The sequence below is a fragment of the Planctomycetota bacterium genome (assembly GCA_018242585.1).
Taxonomy (GTDB): Bacteria; Planctomycetota; Planctomycetia; order Pirellulales; family PNKZ01; genus JAFEBQ01.
This window is the reverse complement of the sequence record JAFEBQ010000035.1, coordinates 14,124-27,170: the sequence shown is the minus strand read 5'-3', so window position 1 is coordinate 27,170 and position 13,047 is coordinate 14,124. Positions and strand designations below refer to the sequence as shown.

The window sequence follows — 13,047 nt, the reverse complement described above, 5'->3', positions numbered from 1 at the left end:
GACAGATCGCTTCTCAGTGTAACTGATCCCTGCCTGCGACCAACCCGCAACGGCCAGACAGGCGCGGGCGTGATTGGCGTCAGTGTAACTGATCCCTGCCTGCGACCAACCCGCAACCAAAAGCAGCCGATAGAACGCGATTGGGATAGTGTAACTGATCCCTGCCTGCGACCAACCCGCAACCGTCGCGCTCATCGGTGACCACGCCAAACGAGTGTAACTGATCCCTGCCTGCGACCAACCCGCAACCTTAGCGCCGGCCGAGATGTAGCGCTCATTAGTGTAACTGATCCCTGCCTGCGACCAACCCGCAACTGGCATGTCGGATGTCTTTCCACAGCTTGTAGTGTAACTGATCCCTGCCTGCGACCAACCCGCAACCCGTTCCGTTTGTTTCACAGGAGAAAGAAAGTGTAACTGATCCCTGCCTGCGACCAACCCGCAACCGAGGCGCTGCTGGATGCGCCGCTGAAAAAGTGTAACTGATCCCTGCCTGCGACCAACCCGCAACAGTAACGCTAGTTTCTATATCAGTCCGACGAGTGTAACTGATCCCTGCCTGCGACCAACCCGCAACAGGGAGAGGGGCACCACTGCATCATGGACGAGTGTAACTGATCCCTGCCTGCGACCAACCCGCAACCCAACCCAACGAGACTTGCGCTACCAGGGAAGTGTAACTGATCCCTGCCTGCGACCAACCCGCAACCAGACAAGCACTGACACGCCATCGCCGACAAGTGTAACTGATCCCTGCCTGCGACCAACCCGCAACCGATGGTTCCGTTTACAAACTCAACGAGGTAGTGTAACTGATCCCTGCCTGCGACCAACCCGCAACACGCGAGGACGAGCGCTCTTGCACGCGGAGAGTGTAACTGATCCCTGCCTGCGACCAACCCGCAACTGAGCTTGAAGGACAATCTATTCGCCGCGAGTGTAACTGATCCCTGCCTGCGACCAACCCGCAACATTGTGGTCGCCACTTGAACGCCTCCAAAAAGTGTAACTGATCCCTGCCTGCGACCAACCCGCAACACCAGTTCCAGCAGCAAGCCGGCGCGGTGGAGTGTAACTGATCCCTGCCTGCGACCAACCCGCAACGCTCCGCGAGGTTGGTCCAGACGTTGGGAAAGTGTAACTGATCCCTGCCTGCGACCAACCCGCAACACGAAGCCCCACACCAAACATTGCCGCCGCAGTGTAACTGATCCCTGCCTGCGACCAACCCGCAACGCAGCGGTGCAGTATTGATGCTGCGACCTAGTGTAACTGATCCCTGCCTGCGACCAACCCGCAACCCATCGCGTTGCCGCGCGGAGACATCGCCCAGTGTAACTGATCCCTGCCTGCGACCAACCCGCAACTGGCGCTCGCCGGCAAGCGCGACGCGCGGTAGTGTAACTGATCCCTGCCTGCGACCAACCCGCAACCCACGGTCGCGAACTTCAACGCCAACGGCGAGTGTAACTGATCCCTGCCTGCGACCAACCCGCAACGGCGAGGCGATGGCCGGCGACTACGCCGGCCATCGCCTCGCCGTTACAGAAAGGTTCCATCGACGTGGAGCGCCTCCGTCGGTGTCATTGGCCTGGCAACTCAATTTCGCTCGGCGTTAGCCGGTTCACAATTTCTCCGCCGCGCGTGGACATGGGCTTGGGCGTAGCTGATAATCGATGCCGCTCCCCTGGCCTGCCCCCTACGCCGCCCCACCGCGATTTTCGCTCTGACGCGATTGGAGAATTGCCCATGCTTTGCGCGCCGCGCTTCCGTTGGACTGCCTCGTTGAGCCTGGTCGGACTGTGCCTGTTGAGCGCCGTGGCCGCGGCAGAAACAGTGAAAATTGAACAGAACGACGCCGGTGCCAAGATCACCATCGACGGCCAGCCGTTCGCCGAATACCTCGTGAAAAGCGGCAGCAAGCCGATCGTTTGGCCAATCATCGGGCCGACCGGTAAGCCGATCAGCCGGGCTTATCCGATGGCGGACGTCGCAGGGGAAAAACGCGATCACGTCCATCAGCGCTCGCTCTGGTTCACCCACGGCGACGTCGACGGCGTGGACTTCTGGTCCGAGCCGGCGTCCTATCCGAAGGGGATTCCCAACGGCCGAGTGCTGGGCCAGATCGTTCATCGCCGCTTCGACAAGGTGGGTGTCGAGGACGGCCGCGCGATCCTGGTGACCACCAACGACTGGATCGATCAGAACGGCAAGAAGCATTGCGAAGACACTCGCAAGCTCACGTTCCAGGTGATTGGCACGTCGCGCGTGATTGACTTCGACGTCACCATCAACGCGACCGCCGGCGACGTCGAGTTTCGCGACACAAAGGAAGGGGCAATGGGCATTCGCGTGCCGACGGTGATGGACGTCAAAGGCGGCAACGGTCACATCCTGACCAGCGAAGGCATGCGCGACACCGAAGCGTGGGGCAAGCCGGCGCGGTGGGTCGATTACTCGGGCCAGGTCGACGGCCAGTCGGTCGGCATCGCGGTGCTGAATCATCCGAGCAGTTTCCGCCATCCCACGCGCTGGCATGTGCGCGACTACGGCTTGTTCGCCGCCAATCCATTTGGCGAACATGAATTCGACAAGACCAAAGAGCCTCGTGTCACCAAGATTGAATCGGGCAAGTCGCTGACGCTGCGACACCGCTATGTGTTCCATCTGGGCGACGCCGAAACGGCGAATATTGCCGCCGAGTACGAGCGGTATTCGGCCGCGCCTTGAGGCAATTTTGAATTTGAGTCGCTTGAAGAAAAAACCAAACGTGCCGCGCTTGCGGGGCGCTGATTTGCGCTGCGCAACAATTTCCTAACTTCGCGGCAAATTCAGTTTGCCCAACTTGCCGATACTCCCCATGTCAGCGGGGCACGCTAGTCGGCAATCTCTAGCAAACGCCCTGCTTCGTTACGGTCCAGAACTGCGTTTCACGCTGTCTATGGAGATGAGTTATTAGCCATGCCGGCGAAAGAAATTGAACGTCTTACATCCCTGAATGAGCTTCGTCAGTACGTCAATTACATTTTGTGCCAGCACGAACAACTCGAGATCGACGCCTTTCCGTTTACGGAGAAATTGCTGCTTCGCGGCGACCGCCCTTGCGGAATGTTTTTCAGCCTTCGCGGACCTCGTTCGGTCGTTTTCTCGGCCATTTGGGAAACCGACCGCAACACGATTTTGTTCTATAACTCGACGGGAGAACGCTTTCGGCAGACGGTGCTCGCCCAGGCTCCCAGCCTCAGCTAGCCAACCGAATGGGACGGCCGAATTCACACCCGGAATTGCTTTGACAAGCCGCCCCAAGATAGTGTACATAGATTCACATAACTGAAACCCAAGCGGGACGAACTGTGGGGCTGCCAATGCCCCGAGGCAAGACGTTCGGCCGAGCCGAACCCCGGTTCTCGTCCCGCTTTTGCACGCTTCACACGGAGGTGAATGATGCTCGTGTTGTCCCGACGCGAGAACGAGAGCATTAAGCTCGGCGACTCGATTGTGATTACCGTCGTACGAGTCGCCGGTGACAAGGTCCGACTGGGCATCCAGGCCCCTGCCGACATGCTGGTTTTACGGCAAGAACTGGAGCCAAACGCGATTCCTCACCCCGCCGCCAACCGGGCGGCTTCGGCCACGATTTCTGCCACCCCCGGTGGCATGAGCCGGGCCGGTTGATACCGCTTGGCTGCGACTGTCTTCTTGGCTGCGATAGTCTTCTTGGCTGCCAACGGCTCCTCGCGGAGTACGCCCCGAACTCACCGGTTCGGGCCGACTCCGCGGGGAGCAGTGGCGCCCTTCCCCCCTGCCCCAGTTCGGCGCTGAACTAGCGCCAAACTCCCGCCACCTCCCACCTGCGATTTGCTTGACACGGTTCGGCCTGTTTAACTAAACTCTTGGCAGGTAACGAATAACCACTTGCCGACACTTGCCCGAGTTTGGACTGCCAGCAGAACAGATCAATGTTTTTGGATTTTTCACGTAACATTTGAAACTCTGCTGGCAATTAGTTGCAGAACGACTCCAGCCGCGGCGCGCATGCCGCACCCCACCGCTGGTTTGAATCGGTTTGCGAACGCCCCACCCGCTGGCCCGCACAGGGCTGCATTAAGACCCACCTTTGGTAGCAGGGAGATGTAGGCAATGAGTAGCTTTAATCCTGGCCGTCGTGGTTTTCTCACCGTCGGCGCGTTGGCCGGCGTGGGCATCAGCCTGGCTGACTTCTTCCGCGTTCAGGAAGCTCAGGCTGGACAAAAGAATTACGACTTCTTGCCCGCCAAGGCCAAGAGCGTGATTCACATCTATCTGCCAGGTGGCATGGCCCACCAAGAAACCTTCGATCCCAAGCCGTTCGCGCCGATCGAGTATCGCGGCGAACTGAAGCCGATCAACACCAAGATCCCCGGCGTGCAGTTCTCGGAACTGCTACCCCGTACGGCGGACATCGCCGACAAGATTTCGGTCATCCGCTCGATGACCCACGGCGAAGCGGCCCACGAACGTGGCACGCACAACATGTTCACCGGCTACAAGCCGAGCCCGGCCCTCACTTACCCGTGCATGGGTTCGGTGGTTAGTCACGAATACGGCCCGCGCAACAACCTGCCGCCGTATGTCTGCATTCCGAATGTGCCGAACGAGTTCGCCAGTTCGGGCTACCTGAGCTCGTCGTTCGCGCCGTTCGCGCTGGGCTCGGACCCCGCTCAAGGCGGCTTCCAGGTCCGCGACCTGAGCATGCAAGGGAGCATGACCGAAGATCGCTTCACCCGTCGTCGCACCGCCCTGGAAGCGGTGAACTCGTACTTCGCCGCCAAGGAAAAGTCGGACGGTCTGAAGGCGATGGACACCTTCTATGATCGGGCCTATAGCCTGATCAGCTCGAAGCAAGCTCGCGAAGCGTTCAACATCGACGCCGAACCGGCCGCTGTTCGCGACGCCTATGGTCGCAACCAGGCTGGCCAGCGGATGCTGATGGCTCGCCGGCTGGTGGCTGCTGGCGTGCGGTTTGTCTCGCTCACCTACGGTGGCTGGGACATGCATGATCGGATCACCTCGAGCATGCAGCGCACGTTGCCTGACTTTGACAAGGCCTTTGCCATGTTGATCGGCGACCTCGACAAGCAGGGCTTGCTCGACGAAACGCTGGTCATGGTGTCGTCCGAGTTCGGCCGCACGCCGAAGATCAACCGTACGGCCGGCCGCGATCACTGGGCCCGCGTGTTCAGCGTGGTTCTCGCCGGTGGCGGCGTCAAGCGCGGCATGGCCTACGGCACGTCGAACGCCACGGCCAGCGAACCCGAGGACGATCCGGTCGGGCCCGCCGACCTGGCGACCACGGTTTACAACCAGTTGGGCATCGTGGCCGACAAGGAGTTGATGGCTCCGGGCGACCGCCCGATTGAGATTTGCGACGGCGGTAAACTGCTCAAGGAATTGATTGCCTAGTTTTCGCAATTCGTCCGGCGAACAAATCGTCGACGAATCGCGCCTCGCAATTAGAATGAAACCAAGCGCACCGTCGCCGGCTGGCCAGCAAACCAGCCGGCGATGAGCGCATTGCCAACCTGCCCGTGTGATCCCTGATTTGTTCCTGGCCCGCCCAACCTGAATCGCGCTCGACCCCGCATTCCCCAGAGCGTGACACTTCGAGAACGTCTGGGTGAGACGCGCCGCCGTGGCTGGCGTTCCGCGTTCACTCAATCTGAACTGTTCCATCCGCGTGATCCCCGAAAAACTTCCGAAGAACCCTCACATCCTTCGCGGTACCTGACGATGAAACTAAGTTCTCCTCGCCGCTTCCTGTCGCCGTGCCCCGGGCTGATCGTTGCTTTGGCCGCCATTTTGGTTTCGTCCCAGCAAGCCGCCGCCCAGCAGGTCGCACAAATCGCCAACGTGGTTCCGCCGGGCGCTTCGCGCGGCGCCGAGTTGACGGTCAAGATCGCCGGCCGTGGTTTGTCCAAGGTCGAGGGGCTGATCGTCTATGAGCCCGGCATCACGGTGAAGGGGGTCAAACAGCTCGACGAACGCACCGCCGAACTCACGTTGGCCATCAGCAGCGATTGTCGCTTGGGCCAACATTCGATTCGCGTGGTGACGGCTTACGGCATCAGCGAACTGGGCGTGTTTTCAATCGGCGCATTGGCCGAAGTGACCGAAAAGGAACCGAACAACGAACCGGCAAAGGCTCAGCAGATCGAACTTGACACCACGGTCAACGGCACGGCCAACGGCGACGACCTGGACTATTACGTCGTCCAGGCCAAGAAGGGGGAACGGCTCACGGCCGAAATCGAAGGCATTCGCCTGGGGCGCGGCTTGTTCGACCCGTTCGTTTCGATCTCCGATGCCAACCTTAACGAATTGGCCAACTCCGATGATGACGTGCTGATCAACTGCGACGCCATCGCCTCGTGCGTCGCTCCAGAAGAGGGAAAGTACTTCATCCTGGTGCGCGACATGGCCCTGCTGGGCAATGGCGCTTATCGCGTTCACATTGGCCGCTATCCGCAGCCCCGCGCGGCTTATCCCCCCGGCGGCCCGCTTGGCCAGACGGTGAGCGTCAAGCTGATTGGCGACGTGGCGGGCGATACGACGCTGGCCCTGGCCACGCCCAAGAAAGCAAGCTATCGCTACGAGATTCAGGCCCACGACGATCGCGGCGCCGCGCCGAGCGGCATTCCCTTCCGGCTCAGCACGCTGGCAAACGCCTTGGAAGCCGAACCGAACGACACGAGCGACAAGGCCACGCCGGTGACGGCGCCCGTCGCTCTGAACGGTATTTTGCAAGCCGAGGGGGACATCGACCGCTTTAAGTTTACCGCCAAGAAGGGTGAATCGTACGACGTCCGGCTGTTCGGGCGCAGTCTGCGCTCGCCGATCGACTCGGTGCTGACGATCGAACGCGCCGCCGGTGGCGCCGTGGCGTCGAACGACGACGTGGGAAATGATCCGGACAGCGCGCTCAAGTTCAACGTCCCGGCCGACGGCGAGTACGTGGTGGTCGTCAAGGACATGCTCAATCGCGGCGGCCCGCGATTCGTCTATCGCGTCGAAATTACCCAGGCCCAGCCGGCGCTGTCGCTCAGCCTGCCCGAGCTGCGCCGCTATGAAGACATTGTGCTGCCGGTGCCGCAAGGGAACCGGATGGCCCTGATGATGAGCGCCCAGCGCCGCGATTGCTCGGGCGATGTGGCCGTGACGCTCAAGGATCTGCCGCCTGGCTTCAAAGCCGAAGTCGTGCCGATGCCGTCCAACCAATCACAGACGCTGTTCTTGGTCTCGGCGGCGGACGATGCCGCGATTGGTGGTGGACTGGTTGACCTGACTGGCCAGTTGAAGACCAAACAAGGCGACAAGGACGTGACCATCGACGGCCACCTGGAACAGTTGAGCATGATGGTTCGCGTGAACAACAACCGCGTCCTGTTCGGCCGCACCGAAACGCGGATGGCCACGGCCGTGATTCGTCCGGTGCCGTTCCATCTGGAAATTGTCGAGCCGAAGGTTCCGCTGGTCCGCAACGGTTCGATGGAACTGAAGGTTCGCTGCGTTCGCGACAAGGACTACAAGGCCCCGGTCACCATGCGAATGGTTTACAACCCGCCGGGTGTCAGCTCGTCGGGCTCGGCCATGATCAACGAAGGCCAGACCGAAGGGATCATGCCGCTGACAGCCAGCAAGGATGCCCAGACCGGCGACTGGCGAATCGTGGTCGTCGGCTCGGCCGAGGTCGGAGGTCAACGGGTCGAAGTCGCCACGCAGATGGTGGTCCTGAAGGTCGAAGAATCGTTCTTTACCTTTGCCTTCAAGCCGATGGCCGTCGATCAGGGGAAGTCGACTGATTTCACCATCGACGTCGACGTGGCCCGCGAGTTCGCCGGCAAGGCAAAGCTCGAACTGCTGGGCCTGCCGGCGGAAGCCAAGGCCGAGCCGATCGAGTTCGACGCCCAGGCCGAAAAGGTAACGCTCAAGGTCGATACCACGGCCAAGACGCCGGGCGGCCGTCACAAGTCATTGATGTGCCGCGCCACGGTCATGCAAGACGGCGAGCCGATCATCCACATGCTCGGCCCCGCTGAGTTGCGCGTCGATGTGCCGCTGGTGAAGAAAGAAACAGAAAAGAAGCCGGCTCCCGCACCTGCGCAGAAGTCGAAGTAACACGAGGAGTTGAACGTGACTCGCATGGGATGGAATATCGCGCGCCCGATTTGTCTGGCGATTTGCGCTTGGGTTTTGCCTGCCGCGCTCGAGGCGGCCCCCACGATCACCAAGGTCGAGGTCTTTCCGCCGGAGTTGAATCTGACGACGTCGCGCGATCGGCAAAGCTTCGTCGTGGTAGCCGAGCGCAGCGACGGCGTGACACTCGACGTGACGTCCCAGGCCAAAGCCAAGCTGGCCGATGGCAAGATCGCGAAGATCGAAGGGAGCACCGTCCTGCCCGTCGCCGACGGCAGCACCAAGCTCGAAATCGAATTCAACGGCCACAAGGTCGAACGAGCGGTCTCGGTCAAGGAAGCCAAGACCGAACGCCCGGTCAGCTTCACGCTCGACGTGATGGCGGTCTTTACCCGCGCTGGCTGCAACACGGGTAGCTGCCACGGCGCGGCGCGCGGCAAGGACGGCTTTAACATGTCGCTGTTCGGCTTCGACCCGGCCGGCGATCACTATCGCATTACCCACGAGTTGGGCTTCCGCCGCGTGAACTTGGCCCTGCCGGCCGAGAGCATGCTGCTGGAGAAAGCCGACGGCTCGGTGCCTCACACCGGTGGCAAGCGGTTCGAGAAGAACAGCGATTACTACGCCACGGTCCTCCGTTGGCTTGAAGCCGGCGCGCCGAACGATGTGGGGCAGGTGCCCAAGGTGGTCCGCGTTGAGATTTATCCGCCGAGCGCGGTGCTTGAAGGGACCGGCGCCAAGCAGCGGTTCATCGCCCGGGCGGTCTACACCGATGGCACCGATCGCGACGTGACGGACCTGACGGTCTTCTCGTCGAACAACGAAACCTCGGCCCAAATGACGCCCGAGGGTGTGGTGACGGCGGCGGCGCGTGGCGAGGCCTTCATCATGGCCCGCTTCGACACCTTCTCGGTCGGATCGCAAGTGCTGGTCCTGCCCAAGGGTCTCGACTATGTAGCGCCGAAGATGCAGCCGGTGAACTACATCGATCAACTGGTGAACGCCAAGCTCGAAAAGCTGCGCATCCTTCCCAGCGAGCAATGCGACGACGCGACCTTCTTGCGTCGCATCACGATTGACCTGACCGGCTTGTTGCCCAGCGAGCAAGAGTTCCTAGAATTCACCGCCGACAAGGATCCGCAAAAGCGGGCCAAGCTGATCGATCGCTTGTTGGAACGCCGCGAGTTCTCGGAACTGTGGGCGATGAAGTGGGCTGAGATTCTGCTGGTGCGCTCAAACAACCAGATCATGCAGCCCAAGGGGATTTACCTGTATTCCAAGTGGCTGACCGACCAGATTCACCAGAATCGGCCAATCGACAAGATCGTCCATGACCTGTTGGCGTCGAGCGGCAGTTCGTTCGCCACTCCGGCCACCAATTTCTACTTGGCCCAGCCCGATGCGCTGAAATCAGCCGAGAACGTGGCCCAGGTGTTCATGGGCATTCGCACCCAGTGCGCCCAGTGCCACAACCATCCGTTCGATCGCTGGACGATGGACGACTATTACAGCTTTGCCTCGTTCTTCACCCAGGTTGGCCGCAAGCAGGCCGAAGACCCGCGCGAGTACATCATCTTCAATCGCGGTGGCGGAGAAGTGAATCACCCAGTTGTCAAGAAGGCCATGCCCCCCAAGTTCCTCGGCGGCCCGACTCCGGCCGTGGCGGGTAAGGATCGCAGGCAAGTGGTCGCTGACTGGCTGGCCTCGGCGGACAATCCGCTGTTTCCCACCAGCGTGGCCAACCGGATTTGGGAACACTTCTTCGGCATGGGGGTCGTCCAGCCAGTGGACGACATCCGCGTTAGCAACCCGCCCAGCAATCCCGAACTGTTCAACGCTTTGGGCGACCAATTGGTGAAGTACAACTATGACATGAAGCAGTTGGTTCGCGATATTTGCAATTCGCAGGCGTACCAGCGGGCGACTCAGCGGAACGCCAGCAACGAAGACGACGAAAAGAACTTCGCCCACGGCAACATCCGCCGCATCAAGGCCGAATGCCTGTTGGACTGCATCAGCCAGGCGACCGAAGCGCCCGAGCGGTTCCGGGGCCTGGCCCAGGGTTCGCACGCGACCGAGATTCCGGACGGCGCGACGAGCAGCTACTTCCTGACCACGTTCGGCCGCTCGACGCGCGAGACGGTTTGTGCCGCCGACGCCAAGACCGACCCGACGCTGTCCCAGTCGTTGCACCTGATCAACGGCGCCACGGTCGAAGGCAAAATCGCCGCCGGCGGCATCATCACCAAGATGTTACAGGCCAAGAAGGCGCCGGCCGAGATCATCGACACGATGTACATTCGCTGCCTGACGCGGCGCCCAACCGAGGAAGAAAAGTCTCGCTTGCTGGCGATGGTCGGCGAGAAGGACCAGGCCCAAGTGCTGACCGACGTCTTTTGGGCGCTGCTGAACTCGCGTGAGTTCCTGTTCAACCACTAAACCTGCCCGTTCATCCTACCTGTTCGACCAATCAAGCGTCGCCCGACGGCGAAGTTTGAGGAGTATCCGATTCGATGTTGTTCGCCGCCCAGACGATGCGACATGCTTGCTTAATCGCCACCTGGGGCCTGCTGGGGCTGGCCGCTCCGGCCGCGATGGCCGAAGACGCCAAGCCCGCCGGCGACAAGCCCAGGGTGACTTTCACCGAAGTCCAGGCTGTCTTCCGCGAGCATTGTTACACCTGCCACAACCAGGATCAGGCCAAGAGCGATTTGGCGCTCGACTCGTATGCGTCGACCATGCGTGGCGGCGCTGGCGGCGACGTGGTGTTTGCCGGTGACTTGGACAATTCGCGTTTGTGGACCCTGGTGTCGCATAAAGAAGCACCCAAGATGCCGCCGGAGCAGGACAAGCTGCCCGAGGCCAAGCTGAACATCATCAAGCAATGGATTCTGGACGGCGCGCTCGAGAACCCCAACTCGAAGATCAAGACGGCCAAGAAAAAGAACCTGGAACTGAACGCGACGGCTTCGATGCAAAAGCCCGCAGGTCCGCCGCCGATGCCCGAGCAGGTGTTCCGCCAACCGCTCGTGGTTTCGGCCCGGCCCGGCGCGATCACCGCCCTGGCCGCCAGCCCTTGGGCCCCCCTGGCCGCCGCCGCGGGCCAGAAGCAGATTTTGCTGTTCAACACGGACAAGGCCCAGATGATTGGCGTGCTGCCGTTCGCCGAGGGTGTGCCGCAAGTGTTGCGGTTCAGCCGCAATGGCTCGTTGCTGCTCGCCGCCGGCGGACGCAATGGCCAATCGGGCCGCGTCGCGCTGTATGACGTGAAGAAGGCCGAGCGCGTGACCGAGATCGGCGACGAAGTCGACACGGTACTCGCCGCTGATATTAGCCCTGACCAGACGCTGGTCGCCCTGGGTGGCCCGCGCCGGATTGTGCGCGTGTACGACGTTTCGGATGGCGAGATGGAATACGACCTGCGCAAGCATACCGATTGGATCTACGCCGCCGAGTTCAGCCCCAACGGCAAGTACCTGGCCACGAGCGACCGCAGCGGCGGCATTCTGGTCTGGGAAGCGAAGACCGGGCGCGAATACCAAAACCTGGCTGGCCACACCAACGGCGTCGGCTCGTTGAGTTGGCGGGCCGACGGCAAAATCCTGGCCAGCGCCAGTGAAGACGGCACGATCAAGCTTTGGAACGTCGACGAAGGCAAACCGATCAAGAGTTGGGGCGCTCACAGTGGTGGCGCCACGGCGGTGCAATACACCCGCGATGGTAAACTGGTCAGCGGCGGCCGCGATAAAAGAGTGCAGTTTTGGGACGAAAACGGCAAGTCGTTGCGGGCCTTCCCGGCCATGGCCGATCAGGTACTGGAAGTGGCGGCCGCCTATGACAACCACCGCGTGTTGGCGGGCGATTGGACCGGCGAGATTTGCATTCTCGAAACCACCGACGGCAAGTTGTTGGCCTCGTTCCAACAAAACCCGCCGACGCTCGATGTGTTGGTTCAGCGTGAGACGGATCAGATTGCGACCCTGACCGCCGAATTAAAGAAGGCCGAAGATGCCGTCGCCGGCGCCAAGAAGCCGGTCGATGACCATGCAGCCGCCTTGAAAAAGGCGGAAGCTGACGCCGCAAGTAACGCCGCCGCAAGTAAGAAGCTCGAGACGGAACTGCCGCAGCTTGAAGCCAAAATGAAGCAAGCGGTCGCCCAGATCGAAGCGCTCCGCAAGCAGCAGAACGAAGTCGAGCCGCAACTTCGCTCGGCTCAAAACGATGCCAAGAAGTCGCAAGTAGCCCTGGCCGACCAGGCCAAGAAGCTGGAGCAGGCTCAAAAGGACAGCAAGCCGACCGAGGAACTGGCCAAGGCGAAGGACGCTGCTGACAAGGCCAGCAAAGCCGCCGAGTCGAAGTTGGCCGACTCGCAAAAACGCTTGGACGGCGTGCGCAAGCAGATCGCTGACATCACCGAAGCTCGATCGGCAATGCAGAAGGACCGCGAGTCCAAGGTGGCCGTGGTGAAGCCGACCAAGGACCAGGGAGTCGCCCTGAAGGCCACGCTCGAAAAGTTGAACAAGTCCAAGCCCGAGGTCGCCAAGGCCTTGGCCGAGCGCGAGGTGGCGCTGGCTGGCCTGCGTGAACGTCTGGCGGCTGCCAAGGACGCCCTGGCCCGCACTCAGACCGAGCGGGCAGCCTACGACGCCGTGAAGAAGCAGCAACAAGCCAGTGTGGCCAAATAAGTTCGACGCTGCTGTCACAGCTAGTATTGACCGGAACCTAGCACTTCGATGGCGCAACGCAGGCGGTGCTAGCGTTGCCATCATTTCACACCGTGGCCGAGGTGTGGCTCCGCCTCATCGTCGCCGACTCTCTATTTTCGCGCCAGTCGCTCTTCAGGCCGCGAATTGCGGCCCCCCAGATTGACCAGAC

Annotated in this window: 7 protein-coding genes and 1 CRISPR repeat array (1 of these 8 cut by a window edge); all 7 genes read left to right on the top strand. The window is 61.2% G+C overall.

Annotation, left to right across the window (positions count from 1 at the left end):
* Positions 1-1,499: a CRISPR direct-repeat array (repeat unit 36 nt; unit sequence AGTGTAACTGATCCCTGCCTGCGACCAACCCGCAAC); it reaches 579 nt to the left of the window's first position.
* 250 nt (positions 1,500-1,749) lie between these two features.
* The 7 genes from JSS27_17180 (at position 1,750) to JSS27_17150 (ending at position 12,857) form a co-directional block, all read left to right on the top strand.
* Positions 1,750-2,730 carry a PmoA family protein gene (locus tag JSS27_17180; GenBank protein ID MBS0210678.1) on the top strand — a complete coding sequence of 327 codons (981 nt, stop codon included), beginning with the start codon at positions 1,750-1,752 and terminating at the stop codon, positions 2,728-2,730.
* A 231-nt stretch (positions 2,731-2,961) separates the two neighbouring features.
* On the top strand, positions 2,962-3,249 hold the full coding sequence (locus JSS27_17175) for a hypothetical protein (GenBank protein MBS0210677.1): 288 nt from the start codon (positions 2,962-2,964) through the stop codon (positions 3,247-3,249).
* Between the two features lie 195 nt (positions 3,250-3,444).
* Positions 3,445-3,675 (top strand): carbon storage regulator, encoded by a 231-nt coding sequence (locus JSS27_17170; protein ID MBS0210676.1) that lies wholly within the window; start codon positions 3,445-3,447, stop codon positions 3,673-3,675.
* Between the two features lie 465 nt (positions 3,676-4,140).
* Complete coding sequence (locus JSS27_17165; protein ID MBS0210675.1) at positions 4,141-5,442, top strand: DUF1501 domain-containing protein; 1,302 nt, start codon at positions 4,141-4,143, stop codon at positions 5,440-5,442.
* A 327-nt stretch (positions 5,443-5,769) separates the two neighbouring features.
* Positions 5,770-8,154: a PPC domain-containing protein gene (locus JSS27_17160; GenBank protein ID MBS0210674.1), complete on the top strand. Its 2,385-nt coding sequence runs from the start codon at positions 5,770-5,772 to the stop codon at positions 8,152-8,154.
* 24 nt (positions 8,155-8,178) lie between these two features.
* A complete protein-coding gene (locus JSS27_17155) occupies positions 8,179-10,611 on the top strand; it encodes a DUF1549 domain-containing protein (protein ID MBS0210673.1) in 2,433 nt (810 codons plus the stop codon).
* A 74-nt stretch (positions 10,612-10,685) separates the two neighbouring features.
* The gene (locus tag JSS27_17150; protein ID MBS0210672.1) at positions 10,686-12,857 is read left to right on the top strand and encodes a hypothetical protein; all 2,172 of its coding nucleotides are present in this window, start codon (positions 10,686-10,688) and stop codon (positions 12,855-12,857) included.
* Positions 12,858-13,047: the final 190 nt, after the last annotated feature.

Bases quoted from the DNA above. Each gene is read 5' to 3' on its own strand.
- JSS27_17165 (MBS0210675.1), top strand. From the start codon at position 4,141: ATGAGTAGCTTTAATCCTGGCCGTCGTGGTTTTCTCACCGTCGGCGCG.
- JSS27_17180 (MBS0210678.1), top strand. From the start codon at position 1,750: ATGCTTTGCGCGCCGCGCTTCCGTTGGACTGCCTCGTTGAGCCTGGTC.
- JSS27_17155 (MBS0210673.1), top strand. From the start codon at position 8,179: ATGGGATGGAATATCGCGCGCCCGATTTGTCTGGCGATTTGCGCTTGG.
- JSS27_17150 (MBS0210672.1), top strand. From the start codon at position 10,686: ATGTTGTTCGCCGCCCAGACGATGCGACATGCTTGCTTAATCGCCACC.
- JSS27_17160 (MBS0210674.1), top strand. From the start codon at position 5,770: ATGAAACTAAGTTCTCCTCGCCGCTTCCTGTCGCCGTGCCCCGGGCTG.
- JSS27_17170 (MBS0210676.1), top strand. From the start codon at position 3,445: ATGCTCGTGTTGTCCCGACGCGAGAACGAGAGCATTAAGCTCGGCGAC.
- JSS27_17175 (MBS0210677.1), top strand. From the start codon at position 2,962: ATGCCGGCGAAAGAAATTGAACGTCTTACATCCCTGAATGAGCTTCGT.